Origin of the sequence: Ruegeria hyattellae (genome assembly GCF_041537925.1) — a bacterium.
Lineage (GTDB): Bacteria > Pseudomonadota > Alphaproteobacteria > Rhodobacterales > Rhodobacteraceae > Ruegeria_C.
This window is the reverse complement of the sequence record NZ_JBGOSH010000004.1, coordinates 207,699-233,822: the sequence shown is the minus strand read 5'-3', so window position 1 is coordinate 233,822 and position 26,124 is coordinate 207,699. Positions and strand designations below refer to the sequence as shown.

26 protein-coding genes and 2 tRNA genes are annotated in these 26,124 nt (G+C 59.9%); 12 read left to right on the top strand and 16 right to left on the bottom strand.

The window, feature by feature from the left end; all coding sequences use genetic code 11:
- Positions 1-71: 71 nt before the first annotated feature.
- A complete protein-coding gene (locus AB1E33_RS11930; RefSeq protein WP_372577502.1) occupies positions 72-1,106 on the bottom strand; it encodes an RluA family pseudouridine synthase in 1,035 nt (344 codons plus the stop codon).
- Here AB1E33_RS11930 and AB1E33_RS11925 point away from each other — a divergent pair.
- Entirely contained in the window at positions 1,105-1,407 is a 303-nt protein-coding gene (locus AB1E33_RS11925) for a DUF6476 family protein (RefSeq protein ID WP_372577501.1), read from the top strand. The two genes, AB1E33_RS11930 and AB1E33_RS11925, sit on opposite strands and share 2 nt — an antisense overlap.
- A 546-nt stretch (positions 1,408-1,953) precedes the next feature.
- Here AB1E33_RS11925 and AB1E33_RS11920 read toward each other — a convergent pair.
- Both AB1E33_RS11920 and AB1E33_RS11915 read right to left on the bottom strand, forming a co-directional pair.
- The gene (locus AB1E33_RS11920; RefSeq protein WP_372577500.1) at positions 1,954-2,124 is read right to left on the bottom strand and encodes a hypothetical protein; all 171 of its coding nucleotides are present in this window, start codon (positions 2,122-2,124) and stop codon (positions 1,954-1,956) included.
- Between the two features lie 824 nt (positions 2,125-2,948).
- Positions 2,949-3,596: a LuxR C-terminal-related transcriptional regulator gene (locus AB1E33_RS11915; RefSeq protein ID WP_372577499.1), complete on the bottom strand. Its 648-nt coding sequence runs from the start codon at positions 3,594-3,596 to the stop codon at positions 2,949-2,951.
- Between AB1E33_RS11915 and AB1E33_RS11910 the strand changes: the two genes are divergently transcribed.
- The 3 genes from AB1E33_RS11910 to AB1E33_RS11900 all read left to right on the top strand — a co-directional run bounded on the left by AB1E33_RS11910 (position 3,561) and on the right by AB1E33_RS11900 (position 9,693).
- The gene (locus tag AB1E33_RS11910; RefSeq protein ID WP_372577498.1) at positions 3,561-4,043 is read left to right on the top strand and encodes a hypothetical protein; all 483 of its coding nucleotides are present in this window, start codon (positions 3,561-3,563) and stop codon (positions 4,041-4,043) included. The genes AB1E33_RS11915 and AB1E33_RS11910 overlap by 36 nt on opposite strands.
- A gap of 88 nt (positions 4,044-4,131) precedes the next feature.
- Complete coding sequence (locus AB1E33_RS11905; protein ID WP_372577497.1) at positions 4,132-6,063, top strand: sensor histidine kinase; 1,932 nt, start codon at positions 4,132-4,134, stop codon at positions 6,061-6,063.
- A gap of 99 nt (positions 6,064-6,162) precedes the next feature.
- The gene (locus AB1E33_RS11900) at positions 6,163-9,693 is read left to right on the top strand and encodes a hypothetical protein (RefSeq protein ID WP_372577496.1); all 3,531 of its coding nucleotides are present in this window, start codon (positions 6,163-6,165) and stop codon (positions 9,691-9,693) included.
- Positions 9,694-9,848: 155 nt separating this feature from the next.
- Here AB1E33_RS11900 and AB1E33_RS11895 read toward each other — a convergent pair.
- The 3 genes from AB1E33_RS11895 to AB1E33_RS11885 all read right to left on the bottom strand — a co-directional run bounded on the left by AB1E33_RS11895 (position 9,849) and on the right by AB1E33_RS11885 (position 10,781).
- A tRNA-Arg gene (locus AB1E33_RS11895) sits at positions 9,849-9,926 on the bottom strand.
- A gap of 248 nt (positions 9,927-10,174) precedes the next feature.
- Positions 10,175-10,251 (bottom strand) — tRNA-His (locus AB1E33_RS11890).
- Between the two features lie 47 nt (positions 10,252-10,298).
- Positions 10,299-10,781 carry a GNAT family N-acetyltransferase gene (locus AB1E33_RS11885; RefSeq protein ID WP_372577495.1) on the bottom strand — a complete coding sequence of 161 codons (483 nt, stop codon included), beginning with the start codon at positions 10,779-10,781 and terminating at the stop codon, positions 10,299-10,301.
- Between the two features lie 77 nt (positions 10,782-10,858).
- On the opposite strand from AB1E33_RS11885, the gene AB1E33_RS11880 reads away from it, so the two are divergent.
- On the top strand, positions 10,859-11,047 hold the full coding sequence (locus AB1E33_RS11880; RefSeq protein WP_372577494.1) for a DUF6324 family protein: 189 nt from the start codon (positions 10,859-10,861) through the stop codon (positions 11,045-11,047).
- A 3-nt stretch (positions 11,048-11,050) separates the two neighbouring features.
- On the opposite strand, the gene AB1E33_RS11875 is transcribed toward AB1E33_RS11880, so the two are convergent.
- Positions 11,051-11,488: an MmcB family DNA repair protein gene (locus tag AB1E33_RS11875; RefSeq protein WP_372577493.1), complete on the bottom strand. Its 438-nt coding sequence runs from the start codon at positions 11,486-11,488 to the stop codon at positions 11,051-11,053.
- Positions 11,489-11,603: 115 nt separating this feature from the next.
- Here AB1E33_RS11875 and AB1E33_RS11870 point away from each other — a divergent pair, with 115 nt between their 5' ends.
- The gene (locus tag AB1E33_RS11870; RefSeq protein WP_372577492.1) at positions 11,604-11,924 is read left to right on the top strand and encodes an ArsR/SmtB family transcription factor; all 321 of its coding nucleotides are present in this window, start codon (positions 11,604-11,606) and stop codon (positions 11,922-11,924) included.
- A complete protein-coding gene (locus tag AB1E33_RS11865; protein WP_372577491.1) occupies positions 11,921-12,361 on the top strand; it encodes an SRPBCC family protein in 441 nt (146 codons plus the stop codon). Before AB1E33_RS11870 ends, AB1E33_RS11865 begins: the two co-directional genes overlap by 4 nt.
- A gap of 237 nt (positions 12,362-12,598) precedes the next feature.
- On the opposite strand, the gene AB1E33_RS11860 is transcribed toward AB1E33_RS11865, so the two are convergent.
- Complete coding sequence (locus tag AB1E33_RS11860) at positions 12,599-12,907, bottom strand: hypothetical protein (RefSeq protein ID WP_372577490.1); 309 nt, start codon at positions 12,905-12,907, stop codon at positions 12,599-12,601.
- 92 nt (positions 12,908-12,999) lie between these two features.
- Between AB1E33_RS11860 and AB1E33_RS11855 the strand changes: the two genes are divergently transcribed.
- On the top strand, positions 13,000-13,758 hold the full coding sequence (locus AB1E33_RS11855) for a helix-turn-helix transcriptional regulator (protein WP_372577489.1): 759 nt from the start codon (positions 13,000-13,002) through the stop codon (positions 13,756-13,758).
- Between the two features lie 195 nt (positions 13,759-13,953).
- On the opposite strand, the gene nusB is transcribed toward AB1E33_RS11855, so the two are convergent.
- The 3 genes from nusB to ribB are packed head-to-tail and all read right to left on the bottom strand — an operon-like array spanning position 13,954 to position 16,107.
- Positions 13,954-14,436: a transcription antitermination factor NusB gene (nusB, locus tag AB1E33_RS11850; protein WP_372577488.1), complete on the bottom strand. Its 483-nt coding sequence runs from the start codon at positions 14,434-14,436 to the stop codon at positions 13,954-13,956.
- The gene (locus AB1E33_RS11845; protein ID WP_372577487.1) at positions 14,433-14,984 is read right to left on the bottom strand and encodes a 6,7-dimethyl-8-ribityllumazine synthase; all 552 of its coding nucleotides are present in this window, start codon (positions 14,982-14,984) and stop codon (positions 14,433-14,435) included. The genes nusB and AB1E33_RS11845 overlap by 4 nt, the downstream gene beginning before the upstream one ends.
- A gap of 1 nt (position 14,985) precedes the next feature.
- Entirely contained in the window at positions 14,986-16,107 is a 1,122-nt protein-coding gene (gene ribB / locus AB1E33_RS11840; RefSeq protein WP_372577486.1) for a 3,4-dihydroxy-2-butanone-4-phosphate synthase, read from the bottom strand.
- On the opposite strand from ribB, the gene AB1E33_RS11835 reads away from it, so the two are divergent.
- Both AB1E33_RS11835 and AB1E33_RS11830 read left to right on the top strand, forming a co-directional pair.
- Positions 16,106-16,309, top strand: a complete 204-nt coding sequence (locus AB1E33_RS11835; protein WP_372577485.1) for a hypothetical protein — start codon at positions 16,106-16,108, stop codon at positions 16,307-16,309. The two genes, ribB and AB1E33_RS11835, sit on opposite strands and share 2 nt — an antisense overlap.
- A gap of 10 nt (positions 16,310-16,319) precedes the next feature.
- Positions 16,320-17,405, top strand: a complete 1,086-nt coding sequence (locus tag AB1E33_RS11830; protein ID WP_372577484.1) for a phosphatase PAP2 family protein — start codon at positions 16,320-16,322, stop codon at positions 17,403-17,405.
- Between the two features lie 32 nt (positions 17,406-17,437).
- On the opposite strand, the gene AB1E33_RS11825 is transcribed toward AB1E33_RS11830, so the two are convergent.
- The 5 genes from AB1E33_RS11825 to AB1E33_RS11805 form a co-directional block, all read right to left on the bottom strand.
- Complete coding sequence (locus AB1E33_RS11825) at positions 17,438-18,481, bottom strand: ABC transporter ATP-binding protein (protein ID WP_372577763.1); 1,044 nt, start codon at positions 18,479-18,481, stop codon at positions 17,438-17,440.
- Positions 18,482-18,598: 117 nt separating this feature from the next.
- Positions 18,599-19,987 carry a sodium:proline symporter gene (locus AB1E33_RS11820; protein ID WP_372577483.1) on the bottom strand — a complete coding sequence of 463 codons (1,389 nt, stop codon included), beginning with the start codon at positions 19,985-19,987 and terminating at the stop codon, positions 18,599-18,601.
- Positions 19,988-20,230: 243 nt separating this feature from the next.
- A complete protein-coding gene (locus AB1E33_RS11815) occupies positions 20,231-21,097 on the bottom strand; it encodes an NAD(P)-dependent oxidoreductase (RefSeq protein ID WP_372577482.1) in 867 nt (288 codons plus the stop codon).
- Positions 21,098-21,306: 209 nt separating this feature from the next.
- On the bottom strand, positions 21,307-22,425 hold the full coding sequence (locus AB1E33_RS11810; protein WP_372577481.1) for a YhaZ family DNA alkylation repair protein: 1,119 nt from the start codon (positions 22,423-22,425) through the stop codon (positions 21,307-21,309).
- Positions 22,426-22,428: 3 nt separating this feature from the next.
- The gene (locus tag AB1E33_RS11805; RefSeq protein WP_372577480.1) at positions 22,429-23,208 is read right to left on the bottom strand and encodes an SDR family oxidoreductase; all 780 of its coding nucleotides are present in this window, start codon (positions 23,206-23,208) and stop codon (positions 22,429-22,431) included.
- 149 nt (positions 23,209-23,357) lie between these two features.
- On the opposite strand from AB1E33_RS11805, the gene AB1E33_RS11800 reads away from it, so the two are divergent.
- The gene (locus AB1E33_RS11800) at positions 23,358-24,347 is read left to right on the top strand and encodes a Hint domain-containing protein (RefSeq protein ID WP_372577479.1); all 990 of its coding nucleotides are present in this window, start codon (positions 23,358-23,360) and stop codon (positions 24,345-24,347) included.
- A gap of 142 nt (positions 24,348-24,489) precedes the next feature.
- Entirely contained in the window at positions 24,490-26,097 is a 1,608-nt protein-coding gene (locus tag AB1E33_RS11795; RefSeq protein ID WP_372577478.1) for a peptide chain release factor 3, read from the top strand.
- The last annotated feature ends 27 nt before the right edge of the window (positions 26,098-26,124 follow it).

Below are 26,124 nucleotides of genomic sequence, written 5' to 3'. Positions count from 1 at the left end.
GGTGTTACCAGTTTCCGATTAACTTACTGTTAAGGAAAGGTGAGAAGGCCTTTCTCACGGTGTTTTGCGAATTATGAGAGCGGCGCGCGCAATGCGTCGGCCAAGTCTGCCATATCGTCAGGCATATTTGCCTCAAAGCGCAGTTTTTTACCGCTCAGAGGATGATCAAACCCCAAAACGGCCGCATGCAGGGCCTGTCTTGGGAATCCTTGAACCGCCTGTTGGGCCTGTTCCGATAGCGCTTTGGCAGCAAGTTTCCGCCGCCCGCCATAGACCGGGTCGCCGATCAACCCATGGCCCGCATGGGCCATATGCACCCGGATCTGATGGGTGCGCCCGGTTTCCAGCCAGCACTCCACCAACGCCGCGACGGAAGGCTGCCCGAAACGTTCGATCACCCGTGCGCGGGTCACGGCATGCCGTCCGCCGTGGAAAGTGACCGCCTGTTTCTGGCGATCGGTCTTGTGGCGAGCCAATTGCGTCGTCATCCGCAGGATATTGCCTGCCTCGAAACTTGCCCCTTTGACACCGCGCAGGCGTGGGTCGCTGGCATCGGGCACGCCATAACAGAGTGCCTGGTAGTACCGCTCGACACTATGCGCCTCGAATTGTGCCGCCAGCCCCTGATGTGCCGCATCGGATTTGGCAACCACCAGTAACCCGCTGGTTTCCTTGTCTATCCGGTGCACGATGCCCGGCCGCTTGACGCCTCCCACGCCTGAAAGCGCGTCACCACAATGATGCAGCAAGGCGTTCACCAAAGTGCCGCTGGGTGAGCCCGGCGCCGGATGCACCACCATACCAGCGGGCTTGTTCACGACGATCAGATCATCATCTTCCCAGATCACATCCAGCGCGATCGCCTCGGGCCCTATATGGCTCTCCCCGGCGGCCTCGACAGTGATCGAGATCACGGCCCCCTCCGCAACCCGCGCCTTGGCATCGGTGGTGACAGCCCCGTCCACACTCACTGCCCCCTCGCCGATCAACCGCGCCAGTCTGGTACGCGACAGCGCCGCCTCGTCTGGCACATCCCTCGAAAGCGCCTTATCAAGGCGGGGCGGTGGTGCTGCCGCGATCACGAAGTCAATCTGGCGGGTGCCCATGTCTGTTCCTTCCGAACCCGAAATACCGCAGGAAACACCGCAGCTCAGGCTGCTCAGACGGATGGTCATGGCGTTGACGGCAGTTATGATCGGCGGGGTTCTACTGACATTCGCGCTGATTGTCATCCGCCTGAGTGACCGCACCCCCACTTTGCCCGAAGATGTCGAACTGCCCGACGGTGCACGCGCGCAGGCCGTCACCATTGGCCCGAACTGGTATGCGGTCGTCACCGACGATAACCGCATTCTTATCTTCGACAAGACCACCGGCAAGCTGCACCAGACAATCAATGTGGAGTGACTATTTGTTGTGGTTGGCGGGTGGATTCAGTACCGCTCAGAGCGGGCTAAAGGTGCGCATTCGTCGCAAAACTGCTTGACTGAGACAACGCTGTTTCCGAAGTCCTGACCATGGCGTTCGCATGGCCATGACTTTCACGAACGCTAGAAACGAAACCGCATATTCAGCCGCGACGTCTTGTGGTGAGAATTTCAACCCTGAGGCCTGCGCGGCAATGCGCGGATCGAAACTGTCGGCAAGTAACCAGCCTTGTATTTGCGCTGGGCTGAACCGCTGAGCGCCCAACTGCCACTCGAAATGCAAGCCGGGGCCGATACGATCTTTGGATCGGGCAGTATTACGCCCCACAGAAATCCTCCCAAGTATAGTTTGAACTTACCCAAACAGGACGGTGACATTCATCACGTCCATAGGGCGCTGATTGTGCGGAGATCCCACTTTCGACTTTTTGTTGATGTCGCGGTCGAGTCAGCAGAGTTTCTCACAGCAGACACTCCAATGCCGCCAAGGTGCTGGCGCAAAGCCCTTGGGGCCGTTGACCCATCTTCAGTCGGTCATGCGCGCATGTTGGGCATGCGAAAGCACGTTGTTGTGCGCCAACCAGATGCAGAAATGGCGACAGGCCGCATTCCGGTTGTCCAGCGCCACCTTTTTCGCAAAGGCTTCGGGCTCCACGTCGATCAGCACAGTAATCGCCGACTTGAAACCATGTATCATGGCCGCGCCGCCTACATCTGCGCTTACTGCGAAGATCGAAGCCTCGTCGCACATCACATTCGGCGTCCCGGCAACGGCCTATTGGCATTCTGTCGAACCGCTGCCCGGCACCGTCGACGAGCCTGTCCGAAGTGTCATCATGACCCATTGCAGCGACCAGGTAACTGGCGGTCGCACACGATCCGGCGACCGGTACAAAGCCCGGCCCAGCCGCTACTGCGCCTTTGCGATGCAACCAGCCACAGGCGTATTGTATAAGCAGGTTCTGCGACGCATCCGATAGCTGGTACAAATCAGCGCGCTATTCTTCGGCTGCCCGTTCCGCAATGATCGGGCAGTTCAAACTGGCCCAGCGAACTGCCCATGACGCAGGTTCCAAATATCGAATGTAATTGTGTTGACCTGTGCCAACGTGCCGGATCAAACCCGAACTGATCTCAGATTAGACATTGATCGACCCCAGAAGGGCAAAATGACAAGCAGACATCAGCAGCCCTCTATTGATTGGGGGTTACGATTTGGATCCGATGGACCGATTGGTGCCCGTCGAGAAATGCGGCTAGCCCGATCCTCCAAGTACTCTTGAGCGCAACCGGCACTGTCCGAGTCCTTTTTTGCAAGAATCAAGTGCTCTCACGGACACGCAGGTCGCAATGCCGGATCTGGCAGTAAAGTAGAAGCGCGCTGCAGTGATGAATTGGGATTGCAAAACAGGAAACGCTTTTCTCCAGCGAAGATACTCTCTTGGCAGTCCAGAAATCGACCAACCTCCTGACGGCGTCCATATAAATGGACATCCTTTGCACAGGCCGCTTTTTCGCAGTTCACAATTCGGCAGTCGGGTCGATCAGGCCTTCCTGCAAGGCGAAGGCAATCAGTTGCGCAACAGAGTGCACGTTCAGTTTCTGCATCAGGTTGGTGCGATGCCGATCAATGGTTTTCGGGCTGATGCCCAGCAGTTCGGCCATCTCCTTGTTGCTCCGTCCGGCGACAATGAGATTGAGCGTTTGGCGTTCCCGGTCTGTCAGTGAAATGCTATCCGGCGCGGCTTCCAACAGGCCCAGGAAATATTCCGAGACGTGGCGCCCTCCGCGCAAGATGAGCGGCAAGGCACGATAAAGTTCGGCGTTTTCGGTGGCCTTTGAAAACAACCCGTCCACGCCGGTATCCAGCAACTCGGAAATTTTCCCGATCGCGGAGATGCCGGTCAGCACTACGATCTTTGTATCCGGCGACCAGCGGCGCGTTTCCAGGACAACCTCGGTCCCGCCTGCCAGCGGCATCTGCACGTCCAGCAGCAACAGATGCGGTTTGTGCACACGTACTGCCGCGATGGATTCCAATCCGTTCGCAGCCTCTGCAGCCACGCTCAGACCACTGGGTTCAATCAGGCCTGGTGTTTCAAGCGCTGCACGCAGTCCGGAACGGACAATGGCATGATCGTCGGCAATGATCGCGGTATATGTTCTCAAGATACGGTGCCTGACCTTCAGCCTGCTCGCGGAAAACTGACGGAGACACGCGGTCGTTGTCAAGCGAGCGTGGCGACCCTAAGCTCGGCCCTCATGGATTGGGTGAGCCATCTTCGGTCTGGGGTTTTCCTGTTGAGTGGCGCGGCATTGGTGCCGGTCGGCGCGTCGGCACAGTCATCTGGGCTCAAACCAACACCCACGGAGATTGATGCTTTCCTGGCTGCGGATGCCAATCAGGATGCGCTACTGCAACTTTCCGAGTTCAAGACTTTCATCAGGCTGATGGCGGATGCCGGGCAACCAACGGCCAGGCAGGTCCGCATGTTCGCGGCCTATCGCTTCGCCTTCCGGATCACGGACAAAAACAGGGATCTTGTCGTCAGCCCCGACGAATTGCGCGCTGCGGATGATGCGCACCAGCGTGGCGAGGGGGCGGGTCACAACTGAGGTCGATCCCCCAATTTCGCGGTCAACACCTTGTCACGGTGTGGGATTATCCGTCTGATGGGACGATCCTTGTCCGGAGTTCTTTACGATGCGTCCCAGCCCGAAACTTGCGACCGGCCTGATCGCGTTATTGCTGTCAATCTGGGCTGCCGCCTCCACCGCTCTTGATGTGGAGAGCGATGAGGCGGTCGTCGATCTTGTTCCGTTTATGGTGTTCGCGCGCGGCACCGCCGCAGAGCCGGACACCATGCTGGAGGCCTACCGCGCCGGGCAGTTCGCCCGCGACGTGCCGCTGAAGCGCTTCGAAGGTGACCATGCCGCCGAGTTGTGGGGAGCGGTCGAGATCACGTCGCCTACGACGATTTCCCGCAAGGTCGTCGTTGGGGTGCCGATGATCAGCGAAGTCGACATCTACGCCTATGGCGAAGGCCCGGCGGATCACATCCTGAGCTATTCGATGTTCCGACCCTTTCAGGCAGACCAGCATGCAGGCGCGCAGCTGCAATCACATAGCTTCGACCTGCCTGCCGGGGCAACGCGAACCTTGCTGGTTCATTTTAAGTTCGGTCCGGTGCAGACACTAGATTTCACTCTCGCAAGCGAGGCGTTTCTGGCGCAGAGCATCGCTCGGGACGTCGCGGTTCAGGCGGCGTTTTATGCCTTTGCACTAGCCGCGATCTGCGTGTTCCTTGCCTTTTTTGCGGCGTTGCGCGACGGCATGAGCTTGCTCTACGCCCTGCTCTTCCTGACGGGTCTCGCGTTTTTGGCCTATATGGACGGTCTGCTTTTCCGGTTTCTTTACCCCAACATTCCCCAAGTCCAGTCCGCGCTCGGCTTTTTTCTGTTCCTAGCCATATCGGGTTTCGGCTTCGTCCTAGCCGGTATCGGGTTTCGGCACAGCGCTTCTTTCTTGGCCTCGCGGCTGTGCCGGGGTTTGGCCGGGGCAAGCGTAGCGCTCTACGTCTTTTCACTGCTGGCGCCGGGCCCGGTTGCCGCCGTTCTTGCAAATATCCTGTTGATCGGGATGTGTGTTGCCGTAGCCGCCGGCACGCGCCTTCCCGCTGGAAAATCCACGGTCAGCCGTCGTTTGGCGCGCGGTCTGAGTCTTTGCGTGTTGAGCGGCGTTCTGATTTTGCTTGCACCCCTCATCGTCCCCGTCATCCCGGCTCCCTTCGGGCTGCTCACAACGTCCAAGCTGCTCTATCTGGTGCTCATCCTTGGCGGGTTGACCAACCTCACGGCGCAGATCCTTGCGGTGCGACAGGCGCAGGACGAGGCGCTGCAGGCCGAGATGGCAGCCCTCACCCGGGAAGCGGAGCTGAGCCGGGAACTGGCTGGATCAGAAAAGAACTATGCCAAAGCACAGGCGCTTGCAGCACAGCGGCAGAGGACACTTGCAACAGCCGCGCATGACATTCGCCAGCCGGTTCAATCCCTGCGCCTCAGGCTCGACAGCCTGACCGGTTCGTTGCCGCAAGACACCGAGGAGCGCCTGCGCGAAGCCTTGGATTACATTGAATCCCTGACCTCGAACTACATGGAAGACGGCAGCCTTGACGCGGACACTGAAGACGACCCACCCGCCGACGAGACCTATGACGTCTCGATGATCTTTGCTTCCGTTGAACGCATGTTTGCCCCCGAAGCCGCCAAGAAAGGCCTCGAACTCCGCATCGTTGAAACCTCGTTACGCACGAACCTGCCCGCTGCGCCTTTGATGCGAATTGTCTGCAATCTTGTGGTCAACGCGATCAAGCATTCGCAGCAGGGCGGCGTGGTGCTGGGTGTTCGGCGCCGTGCGGGCGGCGTATGGCTCTGCGTGGCCGACACGGGCGCGGGCTTCACCCCAGAGGAATTCGAGCAATACAAAAATCATGGCACAAAAACCGAAGGCTCTGACGGGCACGGGTTCGGGCTCGCCGTCTGCGTCCAACTAGCCGAAGAGCTCGGGATTACCCTGACCGCAGACTCGGTTCCAGGCCGGGGAACGATCTTCTATTTGGGCCTGCCGACGGTCTAATTGGGGGATCGACCCCATAACCCCGCAACACCCTCCTTCTTAGTTTGAAGTCACAGACACCGGGACAAACCGGTGGGTTCAAGCAGAAGAAGGAATTGGATGATGGGCCTCTTCAAGAAAAAAAGCATTCACGAGACGATCAAGAAATACGGCTGGAGCAGCAAGGCGGATGGTGGATCTGGCAATGACAAGATCTACGGCTACAGCGTTGACAAGAACACGCTCTATGGCGGGTCCGGCAATGACTATGTCGAGGGCTGGGGATCGCGGAATTACCTCTATGGTGGCAGCGGCAGCGATACGATCAAAGGTAAAGGCGTCTACAACTACCTCGTTGGCGGCACCGGATCCGACAAGCTCTATGGCTATGGCGCGACCAACAAGCTTTATGGCGAAAGCGGCTATGACGCCCTCTATGGTTATGGTGCCTATAACCGGCTGAGCGGTGGCGATCATAACGACGTGCTCAAAGGGTATGGCGCGCGCAATGTGCTTTATGGCGGCAACGATCAGGACAAGCTCTATGGTTACGGCGCCAGCAACCACCTTGATGCCGGCTCGGGCCATGACACGATCTACGGCTATGGTGCCGACAATGAGATGCACGGACATTCCGGCAATGACTACATGGTCGGCACCGGCGCCTCGAACCGGATGTATGGCGGTTACCATAATGACACGATGATCGGCAAAGGCGCCGTGAATGTCATGAAAGGCGGCACCGGCAATGATGTGATCGAGGCGCGTGGTGTGACCAATGTCGCCCATGGTGAAGAGGGCAACGACACGATCAAGGGGATCGGCGGCACCAACAACCTCTATGGCGATAGCGGCGACGATGTCATTGTCGCAACCGGCGGTGTGAACACCGCCAAAGGCGGCACCGGTAATGACAGGATGAGTGCCGAAGGCGGGGTCAATACGTTTTTTGGCGAAGCGGGCAATGACCGCATGGATCTCAGCGGTGGCGTCAACACCGCCAAGGGTGGCAGCGGCAACGACACGATGGTTGCCGAGGGTGGCGTCAACACGCTGTTTGGCGAAGAAGGCAATGACCAGATTGAAGCGGTTGGCGGTGTGAATACTGCCTTTGGTGGTGCGGGAGAGGACACGATGGTTGCCGAGGGCAGCGACAACGTCCTTTTGGCGGGCAAGACGGTCAACACGTTCTTTGGCGGCGACGGCGATGACCGTATCGAGCTGAAGGGCAGCATCAACACCGCCTCCGGCGACGATGGAGATGACCACATCACCGCGAAGGGTGGAATCAACACGATCTTCGGCAAAGACGGTGATGATCTGCTGGAGGCCATCGGCGGCATCAACACCGCCTCGGGTGGTGACGGCGATGACGTGATCCAGGGCCTCGGCGGGGTCAACACGTTCTTCGGTGGCAACGGCAACGACCAGATGGAGGCCGCAGGTGGGGCCAACACCATGTTCGGCGGGGCTGGCAATGACAAGATGACGGCCGCGTCACTGACGATCACCGCGCAATCGGGCGAAGAAGGTGACGACACCATGATCGCCATCTCTGCTGGCAACAGCCAGTGGGGCGGAGCCGGGGCAGACACGATCCTTGGCGTTGGGGCCGCCAACCTGCAATGGGGTGGCAGTGGCAACGACGTGCTGGGAGCCGGTGGCAGCACCAATGTACAATTCGGTCAGGAGGGCGATGACAAGCTGTTCGCCTTGGGTCAGCAGAACCTGCAATTTGGCGGCGATGATGCAGACCTGCTGGTCGGTGTGGGCCTGCAGAATATCCAGCACGGCGGAAAGGACGGCGATGTTCTGGTCGGCGCAGGCAGTTCGAACATCCAGATCGGTGCAGAGGGCGACGACTGGATGGTCGGCGCGGGCGCATCCAACGTCCAGTTCGGTGCGCATATCTGGTCAGCCATTCCCGAGGATTTCGAGCTCGGATCGCTGGATATCGACGCCGCACGCGATGCGATCGAAGAGTATTTCGAGGTGTCCGCAACAGAGGACGGTATGAACAAGATGCTGGCCGGTGGCTACGGCAACCTGCAGGTGGGCGGCTCGGACGCCGACGTCATGATTGGCGGCGGTCGTGGCAATCTACAGGTTGGCGGGGCGGGCAATGATGTCCTGCTCGGCGGCGGTCAGGCAAATGTCCAGTCCGGTGGCGCGGGCAGCGACGCAATCGTTGGGCTTGGCCAGATCGGCGTTCAATCAGGTGGGGACGATGGCGATGTGATGCTGGCGATGAAGGTTGGCGGCAAGGTCGGCCTGCAGGTGCAACACGGCGGCAGCGGCAGTGACCTCATGGCTAGCGAAGGCGACCCGGTGGCCTGGGCCTCCAGCACCTGGAGCACCCTCAAGGAGATCGTGACGGACGCGGTCGAGGACAAGACAGACACTGACAGCGCGCCCGATGGCACGGATGCACAAAGCGTGCAGGACAATCAGGATGCGGAACTGGCCGACACCGTCAAGGACATGATCAAGGATGAGTTGCCCACGGCCTTCAACGTCCAGTTTGCGGGCGACGGCAACGATCTCTTCCATGTCGGTGGCGATCTGGGCTTCCAACTGGGACAGGACGGCAATGACATCTTCCTTGGTGGCGGCAGCTTCAACCTGTCCCTGGGTGGCGCCGACAGCGACCTGATGCTTACCTCGGGGGACACGCTCAACTTCTCATTCGGGCAAGAGGGTGCGGACTGGATGATCGACACCGACACTTTTGGCGATCTGTTCATGTCCGCGGTTCTGCCGGATCTGCCCTCGTTCGATGTCTCCAATCTGCTCGGCGTGGATGTCTTTGCGCCCATCAACGAGATGATCGACTTCGCCCATAATGTGAAAGACACGATTGCCGATCTCAACCCGCTTGATGATCTGATCGACGCCGCAGGTGACGCCATCCAGAGCGTGACCGACGAGGTTGCCGATGCCACTGCCAATATCCGCTCTTTGCTGGATTATTCCGGCACGCAGATGTTCGGCGGCGCGGGCGACGATATCCTGTCTTCGACGGGTGACATGATCGGTGGTCTGGGCGCAGACACCTACGTCTTCAACTTCGACGACGACGGCACCATCGACGAGGCAGGCTTCGATGCTTTGAAAGACGCGGGCCGGCTGGTTGATCTGGCCGAAGACGGGATCGACGCTCTGACCGGTGGCGCCGGGGGTGCCGACACGATCGAGTTGCGCGATGCCGGAGGCCTCGATGCTGGTGATCTGCGGTTCTGGGTCGATGGCGGCAAGGATCTGGTGATCGTCAATGACGGTGCCAGCCTGCGGATCAAGAACATGTCGGACGCTGACAAGGCGGTCGAAACCCTGACGATCTGGAACGGTGAATCCGGGCAGAGCTTCGACATATCCGATGCCTTCACCGACGGCGCGTTCACGGCCAGGTCCGAGTTTGGTGCCTTCAACACCGGCGCGGTTGATCTGGCCGAATATGCGACGGGCATGGTGATGCAAAGCACCGTCGACCAGCAATTCGCCGTCGCCTTCGACGGCTGGATGGCCACGCTGTCGGATGTGACGGGAAACATCCCCGTCATAGGCAACGGCCTTTCCAATGCGGTCGATGTCGTGGACGGATTCCTCGACATGGAGGTGGTTCTGCCCACGGATGTCTTTGAGCTTGTCTGAAGCCCAACATCATCGAATGAGGCCGCGATCCCCGATCGCGGTCTTTCCATTGCAAAGTGTTGAAGTTGTTCATGTTTACGGCACAACGTTTCTTGTTCAGCCAGCCAAGGCAGAGCTTCACCTTCCTAAAGGGACGTCAGCTGTCAGGAATGGTCTGGCGGGCCCTGGAGGACTCGAACCCCCGACCTGAGAATTAGAAGTTCCCTGCTCTAATCCAGCTGAGCTAAGGGCCCGCACTTACCGGAGTGACGTCTAATTCACTCTGTGAAAGCAAGTCAACACGGTTCCAGGGGTGCACTACCCAGTAATTCGAGACGGATATTCCCCGCTAATGACAGGAGGTTACCAGCCTGACCATTCCTGGAAGGAAGCCGTTAGTGCATTGGCAGATAATCGGTGCGCCGTCCTTGAATCCTACCATGCGCCGGAAAAAAAGGCCTGAAAAATTTCCGGCTGGAGCTTCATCTACGTTGAAGAAATATGGTACCGCCTGCTGGATTCGAACCGGCGACCTCTGGATCCACAATCCAGCGCTCTAACCAACTGAGCTAAGGCGGCACTCGTGAAGGGCGATGTACCCAAGCCGACTTGAGAATGCAAGAGGGTCAGAGCGCAATTTTCCAGCTTTGCTCGACCAGATCGACCCCGAAGGAGCGCACCGGTTTGCTGTCCAGCAGCTCCCACCCGTTGGCGGCATAGAGCGCGCAGGCAGCGCGGTGGCTTTCATGGGTCCAGAGCCGCATCTCGCGATATCCCTGCGCCCGCGCGAAGCCCATACATTCAAAAAGCATATGCTTACCCAGCCCCCTGCCCCGCGCCTCGGGCAGCAGTAGGAACAAGCGCAGCTTTGCGGTTTTTTCGTCCAATTTGACGCAGAAGATGCTACCCAGCGGCTGGCCGTTTTCCTCCGCGATCCAGCCCTTTTCGCAATCAGGGTCGTGTTCATTGATGAAGGCCTCGAGGATTTCGGCTACCAGCACACCAAAGCTCGTGTCGAACCCTTCGTCGTTTGCATAGAGACGCCTGTGCTGCTCAACCAGCCACTCCGCATCTGCCGCCTCGAATCTGCGCAAGGTAATGTCGGTCATGACCCATCTCAGACCGAACCGCGCTTGATTCTCAAGCCTTTGCAGGCTAGCAGAGGCGTTCATTCACGGAGGTGATCATGGGCATCAATACCGAGCGCGACATTGTGGCCAACCTGCAGATCGGCCCAACCGATGAAGGCATGGTCCGGTTATTCATCGAGGCCGATGGTGTCGAGATCCCAATGGATTTCGAACCTGAAGAAGCCGAAGACATCGCCGAGGAAATCCGCGCCGCTGCACAAGCAGCACTTGCTCAGAAGCGGTAACCGCTAACGTCCCGGCCCCGGATCGCGCAGCATCTGCAGGCGACGTGCGGCATGGACCGCGAATTTCTGGATCAAAACCTTGCGCCGCGCGGCGGCCAGCTTAACCTCAGGTGCCATCCGGATGATCTCGCCACCATAGGCGTCGGCAATGATTAGGCCAGATTCGTCGGGTAGCAGATCGGTGGGAAACTCAGTATCGACGGCCCAGAAATAGCGGTCGCACCAGTCCAGATAGCCCTGCCACTTGCTGTCGGTCTGAAAATCCTCGCGACTGGATTTACACTCGATCACCCAGATCTCGCCCTTCGGCCCCAGCCCCATCACATCGACGCGCAGCCCGCGCGTCGGCACGAATTCCTCAATAGAAACAAATCCATGGCTGGTCAGGTGCCGGGCGACGCCGCGGGCCAGTTTCCGTCCGGGTTGCAGATCGAGCATCATGGTTGGGATGGTGAACAATTCGTGAACAAAAATCAAGACCCACAATCAGGCTTGACGTGATACCTTTTGGTATCCTATCTATGTGATACCTTTTTGTTTCACAAATGGACTGCCGATGACCACCACACCACAACCTGCCTTTCGTGCCCTGTCGGACCCGACCCGGCGCGAGATCCTGGTGATGCTGTCCGAACAGGACATGACCATCGCCGAGGTCTCGGACCACTTCGACATGACCCGCGCCGCCGTCAAGAAGCACCTGACCGTGCTGAGCGACGGCGGACTGATCACCGTCGAGCCGCGCGGTCGCGAACGCATCAACCGCCTGAACCCGCAGGGCATGTCCCCGGTCCGCGACTGGATCGCCTATTTCGACCGGTTCTGGGATGACCGCCTTGCCACACTCAAAACCGCCATCGAAGGAAAATTTGAATGAATATCGCTGTTTCGTCCCCCGCCGTCCTGCACAAATCCATCTATCTGCGCGCCGACCGCGAGACGGTCTGGGCCTATCTGACCGAACCAGACAAGCTGGCCGAATGGTTCCACAAACCCGAACGCCCACTTGAAGCCGGTGCCAAGTTGGAGATGTTCGGACGCGAAAGCGGTGATCTGCTGATCTGGGGCGAGGTCAGGGCCGCGCGCAGGCCGGACTACCTGGAATATTCCTTTACCGTCAAACCGATGGGCGACGCGGTGAGCATCGTGAAATGGACGTTGGAAAGCGTCGAGGGCGGCACAAGGTTGCGTCTTGAACACGAGGGGTTGCCGCAGGGTGCCGAGGCCTTTGGTCTCATTCTGGCGCTCGACAAAGGCTGGGACGAACATTTCGGCGAGATGCGCGCAGCGATCAACGAGGTTGTTCCGGCCTGATCTTCGCCTGCCCCCTTGCCATGACCCGCCGCGCACCCTAGTTAGGCGTGTGGCGGGCTCTGCCCCTCTCGTGACAGGCAGCATTCTGGTGGCCTTAAGCAAATCCGAGGGAGCTGGCTCTGTTCGGGTCCTGGCCCGTTTACCTGGCGCCCACCTGTAAATACAGGTCCTCGGGAATCAAAGCCTAACGGTTGATCCTTGGTGGTCCCGCCACATTTTCCCTACCGGATCAAAGTGTTAATGCGCTTTCTTGCCCGCATTTGCGGTGGCCCGCACCGGAACAAGATCAACCGCAACACGCGATCCGCCTTTCGGTGTGTCGTCTTTCTCGGCCAAGCTCATCACGGCCCAGGCGAATTGCACCCCGGCAAAGACGATCCCATTCATGAACCACAAAATGCCGATGGCCAGAACCGCCACATCCGAGCGCTGAATCAGCGTCCAAAGATTGGCGACATCCAACCAAAGCAGCAGGCCGACGAATATCGCGGCGATACCGAACCCAATCAGAACCTGCGTGATGTAAAGACGAATCAATTTCGGCATGTTCTGCTCCCTTGCAAATCATGCTCAGCATAGCGCATGGTCGCCGGGATTGAACTGCGGCCAATGCGCCAAAAAGTGATTTCGGAGTACGAGTGAACAATCTCATTCCCTTTGCCGTCAATCTTTTGGATTGCCTCTCGGAATTGCACGATGATGAAGACCGATGGGAGCTGGTTTTGACCCAACTAGCAAGCGTCGGGTTCAACGCGCTGAACATACTCTGCTTTTCGCCGGAAAGCGGCGATATTCACTGGGTTCGCAGCTCGATGTCGAAAGACTGGCTGGAACTCTATGATCGAAGCGGTTCCGCCAACGGAGACCCCATGCTTGCACAGGTCCGAAACGGCACCGAGAGCCTATATGTTCGGGCCGCAAGCCTGCGAAACGGAGGCCGCCATTCAGAAAAGGTCGTCGCGTTGAACCATGGCCTCAAATCCGCGGGCTACATGCATCTCTACTCGCTGGTGGTGCCCTGCCCCGAAAACGAAGCGAAGCTGGTAGTGATCTCATCCGACCGTCCCGATGCCGACGACGTGATGCGACACCAACAGCGCGAGATGCGAATTCTCGCGACCGTGCTGGCCACCAATCTCGGCGCGGACATGCCAAGCGACCATGGACGCGTCTACGATATCGCCGATGTCCTACTGGACGGCCCGCGGTTGACCAAACGTGAGATTGAGGTGCTAGGCCATCTGGCGCAGGGACACCGCAACGATCGCATCGCGGAGATGCTTGGCCTGTCAGAGATCACCGTCCGGACACATATCCGCAGCGCGCGCGACAAACTGGACGCGCCAACGCGCGAAGCCGCCTTGGTCCGCGCGGTTCAACTGGGGCTGATCGGTTGAATTCCTATCGGAATCGATAGCTGGCGATTACGGCGTGGCCGAATATGATACGCGCGTCCGAGCAACTGTTGTGAGTGACGGTCGCCCCGGACGTGTTTGAGAGTACCCATTTTAGCATTTCAGACGCGGAACATGCCTGTCATGTCCGCGTCTTTTTCTGTTCACCTCTGACCGGTCCCGAAATGGCCCCGCGGCTCAGAACGCCTCGGGTTTGGCCTCGCGCGCCATGTGATCGAGCACGGCGTTCACGAAATTGGCCTCGCGCCCTTCGGGAAAGAAGGCACGGGCGATATCGACAAACTCGGTGATTACCACCTTGGGCGGCGTTTCGCTTTGCTGCAGCTCGGCACCGGCGGCGCGAAACAGCGCGCGCAGGGTCGGATCGATCCGCGCGATGGGCCATTTGGCAACCAGCGCCCTATCGGTCATCTGGTCAACGGGGGCCTGGTAATTCACTGCATCTTCCACCAGTTGACGGAAGAGATCGGCGTTGCCCTCGGCCATCTCCTGATCTTCATAGACAGCGCCGAACCGGTGATCGAGAAACTCGGCCACAACCGCCTCGACGGTCTGACTGGACTGTTCCATCTGAAACAGCGCCTGCACCGCATAGAGGCGGGCGGCCGACTTCATCTGGCGTTTCCGGTCAATCGGGCGGATCTTGGGTTGCGTGGTCATGCGGTTTTGGGTCCGTTGCTGTCGCCAGCCAGAAGGATGTTCTCGGAAGGCGGTTTGAAGCCGACACCTTTGGTCGAAGCGCCCCATTTACGGCTGAGCGCGATCAGATGCAAGGCCGCAGCGGCGGCCCCCCCGCCCTTGTTCATTTCGGCCGGATCGGCGCGCACTTCGGCTTGGGCACGGTTTTCCACGGTCAGGATGCCGTTGCCGATGCACAGACCCTGCAGACCCATCAACTGGATCGCGCGGCTGCTGTCATTGCAGACGGTTTCGTAATGCGTGGTCTCGCCCCGGATCACGCAGCCCAGCGCCACATAGCCGTCGAAATTGCACTGCCGGTCGGCCATGGCGATGGCGGTGGGCACCTCCAGCGCACCGGGCACTTCGACCACCTCGCAGGAACCGTCGGCGGCCTCGACCTCGGCCCGTGCGCCGGCAATCAGGTTGTCGGCGATGTCGCGATAGAACGGCGCCACCACGATCAGCAGTTTCACCGGTTTGTCGAATGTCGGGCGTGCCAGCCCTTCTGCGCTGTCGGGTTTGGCCATGTCAGGCGTCCTTCAGAATGGGTCGGGTATCGACGATGGTCAGCCCGAAGGCGTCAAGACCCAGATATTTGGTTTCCGGGCTGTCAGTGAGCAGGATCAGCTCCTGCAGACCCATCTTGGACAGGATCTGCGCGCCCAGACCGGTCTGTTTGATCGTGCGCACACCGTCATCGTCGCTGGCATATAGCGAATTGCGCGGCTGCCGGAACAAGCAGACGACGCCACGTCCCTCTTTGGCGATCAGTTCCATCGCGCGCGGCAATTCGCGCGGCGATTTCGGGCCCAGACCCAATACGTCCGAGGCCTCGTGCAGCGCATGGGTACGGGTCAGCACCGGCGCACCGTCAAAGATATCGCCCTTGATCATCAGCACATGTTCGATGCCATGGGTCTGGTCGGTGAAGATGCGCTGTTCCCACTCGCCGCCATATTCCGAGGTGACCGTCGCGCGCGCGGTTTCGACCACCAGATTATCGTTGCGCGACCGGTAGGCGATCAGATCGCTGATCGTACCAACCTTGAGCCCGTGTTCGGCCGCAAACTCCACAAGATCGGGCAGCCGCGCCATGGTGCCGTCGGGTTTCATGATCTCGCAGATCACGCCGGAAGGATTCAGCCCGGCCAGCCGCGAGATATCGACCACAGCCTCGGTATGGCCGGCGCGCACCAGCACCCCGCCCCGTTTGGCGCGCAGCGGAAAGACATGACCGGGCGTGGCGATCTGAACCATCGTGTTCTGTTCGTTGATCGCGGTGGCTACGGTCAGCGCCCGATCACCGGCTGAAATGCCGGTGCTGACACCTTCGCGCGCCTCGATCGACACGGTGAACGCCGTCTCATGCCGCGAGGAGTTGTTCACCGCCATCATTGGCAGGCCCAGCCGGTCGATCCGTTCGGCGGTCATCGGCAAGCAGATCAGACCGCGCCCATGGGTGGCCATGAAGTTGATCGCGGCGGCATCGGCAAACTCGGCGGCGATGCACAGATCGCCCTCGTTCTCGCGATCCTCGTGATCGACCAGGATATACATTCGGCCCTGGCGCGCCTCCTCGATGATCTCTTCAATGGGGCTGATCGCATCGCGCAGCCGGGACTCGACCGGGCCGGGATTTTCAAAGCTCATGGGGCAGCCTTTCGCAGGAGCATTTTCCCGCCCGCAGATAGACCACCTGCAGGGCAAACACCAGACCTGCAATCCCTGTCCAGCCACCGCGAAAAAAGACGGGCAAGGTTCATCTTTCTTAAAAAAGCCAGATTCGGGCCGTTCGCTGGTCAAACTCAACGGGCAGTTTGCCGCGCAGGTACGGAAGTTTCGCTGGTTTTGACGGGGCATATATGAGTTTGCAAATTGACATTTCGGCAGAGCGGTCAATCCTCGAAACCGCGATCTGGCGCAATCGTTTGCTGCTGGGGATCGTGCTCGCGCACCTACTGATAGCGCTATCGATCAGCAATGTCGCGGATACGCCTTTCTGGAGCGGCGCGGCGGTGGTGCTTCTGGACATCCTGCAGAGATTGCTGACGGTTGCAGCGGTTTGCCTGATCGCATGGCGGCTCGCCTACGGCATGATTTACGCGAAGCCAAAAAAACCCATTCAGTGGCTTTTGTCTGACCTCAAGTCTTTCGTTCTGGATTTCGACAAAATTTTGGACCGGTTGATCTGCATTGTTGCAATCACGGTGATGGCAACGTCGTTCACATTCCTGAAAGACATCGTTCCGACATTGAACCCCTATGGGTGGGACCCATTATTCGCTGCGCTCGACAGGGTACTGCATTTTGGTAGCGACCCCTGGCAATGGTTGTGGCCAGTTCTGGGAACGCCGCCGGTGACCCGGTTTCTGGATATCACCTACGGGCTTTGGTTTGTCCTGCTCTATATCGGCCTCTTCGCCGCGATCTTCGATCCCAGGTCGCCAGCCCGCAGCATGGTGTTTCTTGTCGCATTCTCATTGACGTGGATTCTTGGCGGGAACCTGTTGGCCACGGTTTTTTCTTCTGCGGGGCCGGTCTATTTCGAAGCCTTCGGGTTCGGGTCCGAGTTCAGCGAACAGATGCTGCAATTGAGCGCGATCGACCAGGCTACACCGCTCTGGAGTTCGGACGCGCAGCAGCTTCTGCTGACGAATTACGACAGCCCCGGAAAGATTCGAGGGATTTCGGCAATGCCCAGCATGCATGTAGCGACAAGCGTGGTTCTGACGATGTTCGCCTTCAGCTATGCCCGCTGGCTCGGCTGGATCATGGTGGCATTCACCGGGCTCATCCTGATCGGATCGGTTCATCTGGGGTGGCATTATGCCGTTGACGGATATGCGTCGATCCCGCTCACGGTGGCCATCTGGTTCATGTCAAAAGCGCTGGTCCGGCGTTTTGGTCCGACCTCGGATCAGACCGACCCGTTTGCGAACAACCGGTAGAGGGACGCGACCCTTTTCGAACGTTCCGGCCGCTATTCAACTGAAAAAATGAAACAACGGTCGCGACGCACAGTCAGCCACATGGCGCGACCGGGTTCAGGCATGAAGACATTGGGAACCGTAGCCTTCAGCCGCGCGCCGTCTATATCCATGCGAAACTCGACCAGACTTTCATTGCCCAGAAAACGGGCACGTTGCACCACGCCGCGAGCCGCGACACCGGTGCTGGCGGTGGGCAGCGGGCCCGCACCGTTGCGGTCGAAATCCAGCTTTACATGCTGCGGGCGGAAAACGATCTCGACATCGGTGCCATCAGGCACGCCGGGGGCCAGAAACTGCCCGAATGGCGTGTCAGCCAGAGCGCCGTTCACCTGCGCCTGCAGCACGTTCACATCGCTGAAAAAAGCGACTGCCGCCTTGTCGGCGGGGCGCGTGTAGACATTGTAGGGCGCGCCTTGCTGCACGATCCTGCCCCGGCGCATCAGCGCAATCTCGTCGGCCATCCGCATCGCCTCATCCGGCTCATGGGTGACCAGCAGGACGGCGGCGTCCTCTTCCTTGAGCAAGCTCAGCGTGTCGTCGCGGATGCCGTCGCGCAGCCGGTTGTCGAGGCCCGAGAACGGCTCGTCCATCAGCATGATGCGGGGACGCGGCGCCAGCGCGCGTGCCAGAGCGACGCGTTGCTGCTCGCCCCCTGACAATTCGTGCGGATAGCCGTCGATGAACCGCTTCAGGTGCACCTTGTTCAGCAACTCCTCAACCCGCGCGCGCTTGAGGTCACGCGCGCCCTTGAGGCCAAAAGCCACGTTGTCCGCGACGCTCAGATGCGGGAACAGCGCGAAGTCCTGAAACATCAGGCCGATCTGGCGCCGTTCGGGCGGGACACGGAACACGGTGTCGCAGATCAGCTTGCCATCCACGTAGATCTCACCGGAATCCTGCATTTCAACCCCGGCGATCATCCGCAGCGTCGTGGACTTTCCGCAGCCCGACGGCCCCAGCAGACAGGTCACCTGCCCGGCCTCGATGCTGAGCGAGACATCGTCGACCACCGCACGCCCCTCGAAGCGGCGCATGAGGCTGCGCACCTCTAGCCGGGGGGCGGGTTTCGGGTCGTCCTGTGCGGTCACGGATGGAGCCTCTTGCCAAGTCCGATCAAATTCATCGGAATTCGGCGAGATTTAGCAGCCCCCCTATTCGCCCGCAACCCTATCGGGCACACGCTGCGATCCGATCCAGACCGCCATGCAGCCCACGACCAGCACACAGACGCAGATCTGCAGCAGCTGTTCGTATTTGTGGCCGTCATAGAGCAGTGCTGCAACGAATTCGTTACTCCGGAACAGATAGGCCATGGCCCCCAGCATAGCCGCCCCAAAGCTGACCAAATACGCCCAAAGCGCCACCTGCCGCCCGCCGACCAACCCGGCCAGCAGCACCGGGGTCAGGAACATCGAGGCCGTGCCCGACACCGCCACCGCGTCAAACAGCGTCTGGTTGCCCCAAAGCGTTAGCACCGCGCCCGCCACGGCAAATACCGCCATGGCGATGCGCCCTCCGGTCAGGTTGCGCGGCGCGAGGCACAGTTCCTCGACCACCAGCCGCGCCGCCGCAGCCAGCGCGGAATCGAGCGTCGAGAGGGCCGAGACCAGTAGCGAGACCAACAACGCGATGAATACCCAAGCGGGCAAGGACTGCGCCCATGTCCCGATCAACTCGCCCTCATACGCCGCACCGTCCAGCGCGGCCTGAATGCCGAAGAAACCAAAACAGATGATGCACAGCGCCGAGATCCAGAACGCGTGCAGAAAGCTCTTTCGCGTGGTGTCCCGGTCGGCGAGAAACCCGCGATCCATCATCACCGGGTCATGCACCGGATAGGAAAAGACCTGCAGGAACGCCACCAGCAGCAACACCCAGCCATTGTGCGCCCCGGATACGCCGTCGGCGCTCAGCAGCGTGCCAAGATCGAAGCCGGGGCTGAGCACGAACGCGACAAAGGCCACTGCGAATACCACCAGAAATACCGACATCTGCAGTACATCCGTGCGCAGCGCCGCGCCCAGACCGCCCCATGCGGAATAGGCCAGCGCCAGGCTCCCGACGGTGACAATGGCAATTGGACCGGCGCTGTCAGTGTCGGGCGTCACGGCGGAAAAGATCAGCCCCACCACGATCAGGTTGGCAAAGACCTCGGACAGAAGCCGTAGCGCGATCACCAGATTGTAGCAGCCGGTGCCAAGCGTGCCGAACCGGTCCCCCAGCCAGTCCTGAACCGAGCGCGCGCCCCCCGCTCGCAGGCGCTGTACCACAAAGCCCCCGGTCAGGAACGAGCCGTAATAGGCGGAATAGGCCAGCACCCCCGCGATGCCATAGAAATAGCCCAGAATGGCGGAGTTCATCAGCGAGCGCGCAAAAATCCATGTAGTCACCTGGCTTAGCACCAGCACCCACAGGCCCGGCGCGGCGCCCTCGGCGCTCGTCCCGCCAAAAAAACCCGAGACCGTGGCGCGCCTGGGCGCGACCCACAAGCTTGCCAGAATGATGGCGCCAAAAAGGGCAATGATCACGGATACCTGCATGGAACCTCCTGCTGCTGTCTTGCGGCGCAGCTAGCAGCAGGGTGTGGCAACGACCACTCAATTGGACGTGAGGTCACGTGTAGAAACTCGCGCGACTCTGATTTGATGCGGCGATATTCTTGGTCAAGCCCTGCCGATCGATCAGACAAATACGAGCCCATCACCAGGCAATTTTGATCCAGACCGGAGCCGTGCTTGCAATTCTGATCGACGGCAACGCGGACGAAGCGGACAATTGTCGCCTCAATTCTTCCGGAGTGCTTTGATGATTGCTGCAGTTTCCTGTTTTCCAAAGCCAGCGTCCTGCGCACGTTTGACCCAATTGCGCATCAAGGTCGGTAGTTCAGTATTGATACCCATAGAAACAGCGTGATCGTACAAGCCAGTGACCGCCTCTCCTGCCACATCAACTGATGCGCCGCCGCCAGAAATCTCGTCGAAAGAACCTGCATGGATTGCTTCGGTAAGCGGGATAGCCCTGTCACCTGGTGGAAGGATGGACGTGAACTCAGACACAGGCAATCCCTCTGCTTCGCAGACGAGCGATCCGTGAATACTCCCAAATATTATTCCAAGGAGGCGCGAAAGAAACGCAAGCTCCAATGTCGCTGCCGAGCGGACGTTCGAGCCCAAGTAGCGTAAATCGCCAGCGAGTACACCAAGGTCTGCCTTGCTATCTGCAAATGCGATTTCATCTCCAGCGATCGCTATCCGGCCGGTTGACGTTCCGATATCACCTGGCCAACACATGATCGTGCCGTCGAGGTAACCTGCGCCCCAATTGTTAAATTGCTTTCTACTGTCCTCGGATTCTTGCGGCGACGAAGTGCCAAGCTGAATAATGTTGCTACCGGCGGCAGCCTTTGAAACTGGACGAGTATCAAAAAGAGCGTTTGTGGTGGAATAGTTGAGAAGGCAGATCAATGTCCTGGGACTTGCCGAAATGGCCTCATCCAAATCATCGGCGCCCCGCGCACCCCGCTCCACCATGGATTTCATTTTTTCATGTGTGCGATTCCAGACGGTAACGTTACGCCCGGTGTCCAAGAGCGCGGTTGCCAGAGCAGTTCCCATTGCGCCCAGTCCAACAACTGTAATGTCGCTCGTCATCCCAATTCCCCCAATGTACTCCGCTTACCAACCGCAAGCCTGTAAACGATATCACGGATGACTGGTGAGAGCCGGGGAATCTAATTTTCCAATTTGGGCTCTATGCAGACCTTCGCAACTTGTCGCACCTGCAGTAGCCGCCCCCAATCCCCCCAAATGCGGCTGATACATGACGTGAAGGTCGAAGCTATCTTACCATCGACACTACATTACCGTTCCGGCAGCAGGTCGAACGTGGCGCTGGCGCGGGTGCGCCCGTTGATCTGAACTTCGATCAGGTGGCTGCCCGGCACCAGTTTGAAGGTCGTGGCATTGCCCTTAAGCTTGTGCTTTTTCGACAGGCTCAGCTCGCCCGTCTCGATACGGGTCTGCTTCAGCTTATGCACCTTGGGCGACACCTTGCCGCCGGGGCGCTGGAAGTGAATAACGTAATCGACCAGAACCGGCGTCGGGCGCGAGGCGGTCAGATCGACCGTGAAGGCCAGCGCTTCACCGATGCGGGCCGTGCCCGGCAAGTGCAGCACAGCGCTCAGCTTCGCATCCGGGTCATAGCCCAGTTCCTTCATCGCACCAGGATGCCCCTGCTTGACCAGACCGCGCAGCGCGTGGCCGGTCATCCAGCGCAATTCTTCCGCCTCCTGCTGACCGCGCGCGCGCCATCCCGAGACACGCCCGAGCACCAGATCGGCATCCTTCTTGGCGATATCGTTCAGATGATTGGCGACCGAGCGCGTCACATATCTTGTGGGATCAGCGTGCAACCGATCGAGCAATGGCAACGGATCGGTCAGATCAAGCGAGACCGCCTGACCCCATGGCAGGCGCGGCCGTGTGCCCTCGCTGACCAGTCGGCGGACATGATAACTGTCGTGATCGCACCACGCCTCCATCCGGTCCAGAACCCGGCTCGGACCGGCGTTCAGAAACGGCCGGATCGCCCATTCCATCGAAAACCGCTGGGTCAGTTCCGCGAGCACATCCAGCGAGAGATCCAGGTCATCGGCACCAACCCGCGCCACCCATTCGCCCAGAGGCGCGAAGATGAAATCGCCGAAATCGTCATCGCTGAGGGTCGGATCAAGCGGGTCCGGTAGCGCGCTGACGATCACCGGTGCGACGGTCTGCAGATCGCCCGGCACCGCCTCGGCCAGACAGTCCGCGATCCAGTCGATGCGCTCTTTCAGTTCCAGCTCGGGCAGGCGCGCCATCACGCGCGACTCGAACCCGCGCCGGTCGAACGCCCCGGAGGCCTCACCGAACAGCCCCGCCAGATAGGCAATCTTTTCGGCGTTGAACAGTTGATCCTTCAGCGAATACCCCTGCGCCATGGCTCAGATCGTCGCGTTCACGTTGCCGCCGTCCAGCAGGATGTTCTGACCGACCATGAAGCCTGCATGCTGCGAGCACAGGAACGCGCAGGCTGCACCGAACTCTTGCGGTTTGCCATCGCGTCCGGCGGGGATTGTTGACTGGCGGGCCGCACGGGCCGCGTCAAAGGAAATCCCCTCACGCTCGGCGGTAGAGCGGTCCAGCGCGTCGATCCGGTCGGTGGCATGGCTGCCGGGCAGCAGGTTGTTGATGTTCACGCCATAAGGCGCAACCTGCCGCGACGTGCCAGCGACATAGCCGGTCAGCCCGGTCCGGGCCGCGTTCGACAGCCCCAGAATAGCCACTGGCGCCTTGACCGACTGCGAGGTGATGTTGACCACCCTGCCCCAGCCCTTGTCGATCATGCCCGGCAGCAGCGCCGTCATCATCGCAATCGGCGCGAGCATATTGGCATCCAGCGCCTTGACGAAATCCTCGCGTTCCCAGTCCGACCAAAGCCCCGGCGGCGGGCCGCCCGCGTTGTTGACCAGAATGTCCACATCCCCCGCCGCAGCGATCAGCTGCGCCTGCCCCTCGGGGCTGGTCACGTCGCAAGCAACGGTTTCCACCGACACGCCATGGGCGGCGCTTATCGTCTGGGCGGTGTCCTCAAGCGCCTGCGCCCCGCGCGCGTTCAGGACCAGATCGACGCCAGCAGCAGCCAGCGAATCGGCACAGGCGCGCCCCAACCCTTTGCTGCTGGCGCAGACAAGGGCACGTTTGCCCGAAATTCCCAGTTCCATCTCTCTCTCCCTTTGTTAATCCCCGCCGACGCCACGTCACCTTGATGAAATCGCCCGCAACCCGACCTATCTGTGCCACATTCTCGCACCACCCAAGATGTAGTGTGTGCGTTAGTAGTAAGAAACCTTGTTCGAGTAGAAGACCCGTTATGCATGTGACCATCAACAGCCCAGTTCAATCCCTTCTCGCCTATCGCGCCGACGATTTCACCGTGGTCGAAGGCGTGAATCATGGAGACACGCTGTCGCCAGCCGACGACCTGGTTCTGGATGATGTCTACCGGCTGCGCCCAGGGTCCGAACGACACCGGCTTGCGCTGCATCTCGACCCCGGTGGCGGCTTCACCGTCGCGATGGAGACCGCGATGGGTCATCCCGGCGGGACGGTGCATCTGGACAGCGCCCTGAGCCTCGTCTCGTCCGAAGGAACAAGCATCGAGGCGGTGCTGTTGGTCGAGGTCGACGTCGCCGGGCTGATCGCCGATATCTACCTGCTTCCGTTGGTCCCGCTCCGCGCCCACAGCACCTATACGCTTGTCGGGCTGAACCGCCACGCGGCGCGCGAAACGCTGGCGCGAACCCCCTCGACCGCCTTCACGCGCGGCACGCATATCACCTTGGCCTCGGGCGCGCAGGCACGGGTCGAAACACTCAAGTCCGGGGACCGAGTCCTCACCCGAGACCACGGACCGCAAGAGGTCCTTTGGGCCGGTCGGTCTGCGGTGCAAGCCGCCGGGGATCTTGCGCTGGTGGTAATCCGAAGCGGTGCGCTTAACAATGAAAACGATCTGATCGTCAGCCCCAATCACCGGCTTGCCGTCCCGCAGCGCGCCGATGCGCCTGAGTTGCTGGTCAATGCCCGCCATCTGGTCGATGGCGAGAACGTGTTCGCGATCGAAGGCGGCTGTGTCGAGTATTTTCAGCTCCTCTTTGATCGTCCACATCAGGTCTATGCCGAAGGAATCGCCGCCGATCTGCTGCCTATCGATTCGCGCGTCAAACCCGCCCTGCCACAGGACCTTCTGAACAAGGTCAGTCCGCTGTTGCATCTGCGTGATAAAAGCAGCCCGGACATGACGCGGGCGCTGTTGCACAGGCCCGATGCGATCAACCTGCTGCGCCGGGCGGTCACCGGCTGATCTGACACGCCCGCAAACCGACAGAGGTCTCGCGCCGCGAGCCGTCTGGACAACAGTCCGGCTGCGTCCAAGATGGTGGCGGCATCTGTACGTCCACCCCTTTTTCTTGCACCCGGTCAGAGCCTCACCTATACGCCCGCACATGTTGGACACCGCCACAAACCGCCCCGCTCTGCCGCCCGAGATCGCGCGCCGCCGCACATTTGCGATCATCTCGCACCCGGATGCGGGCAAGACCACGCTGACCGAGAAATTCCTGCTTTACGGCGGTGCCATCCAGATGGCCGGTCAGGTGCGCGCCAAGGGCGAGGCAAGGCGCACGCGATCGGATTTCATGCAGATGGAAAAGGACCGAGGGATTTCGGTTTCAGCCTCGGCGATGTCGTTCGATTATGGCGCCTTTCGCTTTAATCTGGTGGACACGCCCGGTCACAGCGATTTTTCCGAAGATACCTATCGCACGCTGACCGCCGTGGATGCCGCCGTGATGGTGATCGACGGCGCAAAAGGTGTCGAAAGCCAGACCCAGAAGCTGTTCGAAGTCTGCCGCCTGCGCGACCTGCCGATCCTGACCTTCTGTAACAAGATGGACCGCGAAAGCCGCGACACGTTCGAGATCATCGACGAAATTCAGGAAATGCTGGCCATCGACGTCACCCCCGCCGCGTGGCCCATCGGAGTCGGGCGTGATTTCATCGGTTGCTATGACATGCTGCGCGACCGGCTGGAGCTGATGGACCGCGCCGACCGGAACAAGGTTGCCGAAAGCATCGAGATCAACGGGCTAGACGACCCGAAGCTGGCCGAACATGTCCCGGCTGAATTGCTGGACAAGCTGCTGGAAGAGGTCGAGATGGCACGCGAATTGCTGCCAAAGCTCGACCCGCAGGCGGTACTTGAGGGGCACATGACCCCGATCTGGTTCGGCTCGGCGATCAATTCTTTTGGCGTAAAGGAACTGATGGAGGGTATCGGCGCTTATGGCCCCCAACCCCAGATCCAGTCGGCAGAACCGCGCCAGATCGCGCCGGACGAAAAGAAGGTCGCGGGATTTGTCTTCAAGGTGCAGGCCAACATGGACCCCAAGCACCGCGATCGGGTGGCCTTTGTCCGGATGGCTAGCGGTCACTTCAAGCGCGGTATGAAGCTGACCCATGTGCGGTCCAAGAAACCGATGGCAATCTCGAACCCAGTGCTGTTCCTCGCCTCAGACCGGGAACTGGCGGAAGAGGCCTGGGCTGGTGACATCATCGGCATTCCCAACCACGGTCAGTTGCGCATCGGCGACACCCTGACCGAGGGTGAGGCGATCCGCGTGACCGGCATCCCCTCTTTTGCGCCGGAACTGCTGCAGGGCGTGCGCGCAGGCGACCCGATGAAGTCCAAGCATCTGGAAAAGGCGCTGATGCAGTTTGCCGAGGAAGGCGCAGCCAAGGTCTTCAAGCCTTCGATCGGGTCGGGCTTCATCGTTGGCGTGGTCGGAGCATTGCAATTCGAGGTGCTGGCCAGCCGGATCGAGATGGAATACGGGCTGCCCGTCCGGTTCGATAACTCGCAATTCACTTCGGCCCGCTGGGCCAGCGGCGACAAGCAGGCGCTGGACAAATTCATCAACGCCAACAAGCAGCACATCGCCCATGACCATGATGGTGACATCGTGTATCTGACTCGGCTGCAATGGGATATCGACCGCATCGAACGTGACCATCCCGATGTGCGCCTGACCGCGACGAAAGAGATGATGACCTAGGCGGCAAAGCCGGTTAGCTCTCGGGTG

Bases quoted from the DNA above. Each gene is read 5' to 3' on its own strand.
- AB1E33_RS11930 (WP_372577502.1), bottom strand. From the start codon at position 1,106: ATGGGCACCCGCCAGATTGACTTCGTGATCGCGGCAGCACCACCGCCC.
- AB1E33_RS11835 (WP_372577485.1), top strand. From the start codon at position 16,106: ATGGGGCAGCCTTTCGCAGGAGCATTTTCCCGCCCGCAGATAGACCAC.
- AB1E33_RS11910 (WP_372577498.1), top strand. From the start codon at position 3,561: ATGATCGTCGGCAATGATCGCGGTATATGTTCTCAAGATACGGTGCCT.
- AB1E33_RS11920 (WP_372577500.1), bottom strand. From the start codon at position 2,124: ATGATACATGGTTTCAAGTCGGCGATTACTGTGCTGATCGACGTGGAG.
- AB1E33_RS11810 (WP_372577481.1), bottom strand. From the start codon at position 22,425: ATGGCGCAGGGGTATTCGCTGAAGGATCAACTGTTCAACGCCGAAAAG.
- ribB (WP_372577486.1), bottom strand. From the start codon at position 16,107: ATGAGCTTTGAAAATCCCGGCCCGGTCGAGTCCCGGCTGCGCGATGCG.
- nusB (WP_372577488.1), bottom strand. From the start codon at position 14,436: ATGACCACGCAACCCAAGATCCGCCCGATTGACCGGAAACGCCAGATG.
- AB1E33_RS11880 (WP_372577494.1), top strand. From the start codon at position 10,859: ATGGGCATCAATACCGAGCGCGACATTGTGGCCAACCTGCAGATCGGC.
- AB1E33_RS11870 (WP_372577492.1), top strand. From the start codon at position 11,604: ATGACCACCACACCACAACCTGCCTTTCGTGCCCTGTCGGACCCGACC.
- AB1E33_RS11885 (WP_372577495.1), bottom strand. From the start codon at position 10,781: ATGACCGACATTACCTTGCGCAGATTCGAGGCGGCAGATGCGGAGTGG.
- AB1E33_RS11795 (WP_372577478.1), top strand. From the start codon at position 24,490: ATGTTGGACACCGCCACAAACCGCCCCGCTCTGCCGCCCGAGATCGCG.
- AB1E33_RS11815 (WP_372577482.1), bottom strand. From the start codon at position 21,097: ATGACGAGCGACATTACAGTTGTTGGACTGGGCGCAATGGGAACTGCT.
- AB1E33_RS11925 (WP_372577501.1), top strand. From the start codon at position 1,105: ATGTCTGTTCCTTCCGAACCCGAAATACCGCAGGAAACACCGCAGCTC.
- AB1E33_RS11845 (WP_372577487.1), bottom strand. From the start codon at position 14,984: ATGGCCAAACCCGACAGCGCAGAAGGGCTGGCACGCCCGACATTCGAC.
- AB1E33_RS11905 (WP_372577497.1), top strand. From the start codon at position 4,132: ATGCGTCCCAGCCCGAAACTTGCGACCGGCCTGATCGCGTTATTGCTG.
- AB1E33_RS11875 (WP_372577493.1), bottom strand. From the start codon at position 11,488: ATGATGCTCGATCTGCAACCCGGACGGAAACTGGCCCGCGGCGTCGCC.
- AB1E33_RS11805 (WP_372577480.1), bottom strand. From the start codon at position 23,208: ATGGAACTGGGAATTTCGGGCAAACGTGCCCTTGTCTGCGCCAGCAGC.
- AB1E33_RS11860 (WP_372577490.1), bottom strand. From the start codon at position 12,907: ATGCCGAAATTGATTCGTCTTTACATCACGCAGGTTCTGATTGGGTTC.
- AB1E33_RS11865 (WP_372577491.1), top strand. From the start codon at position 11,921: ATGAATATCGCTGTTTCGTCCCCCGCCGTCCTGCACAAATCCATCTAT.
- AB1E33_RS11800 (WP_372577479.1), top strand. From the start codon at position 23,358: ATGCATGTGACCATCAACAGCCCAGTTCAATCCCTTCTCGCCTATCGC.
- AB1E33_RS11820 (WP_372577483.1), bottom strand. From the start codon at position 19,987: ATGCAGGTATCCGTGATCATTGCCCTTTTTGGCGCCATCATTCTGGCA.
- AB1E33_RS11830 (WP_372577484.1), top strand. From the start codon at position 16,320: ATGAGTTTGCAAATTGACATTTCGGCAGAGCGGTCAATCCTCGAAACC.
- AB1E33_RS11825 (WP_372577763.1), bottom strand. From the start codon at position 18,481: ATGCGCCGCTTCGAGGGGCGTGCGGTGGTCGACGATGTCTCGCTCAGC.
- AB1E33_RS11900 (WP_372577496.1), top strand. From the start codon at position 6,163: ATGATGGGCCTCTTCAAGAAAAAAAGCATTCACGAGACGATCAAGAAA.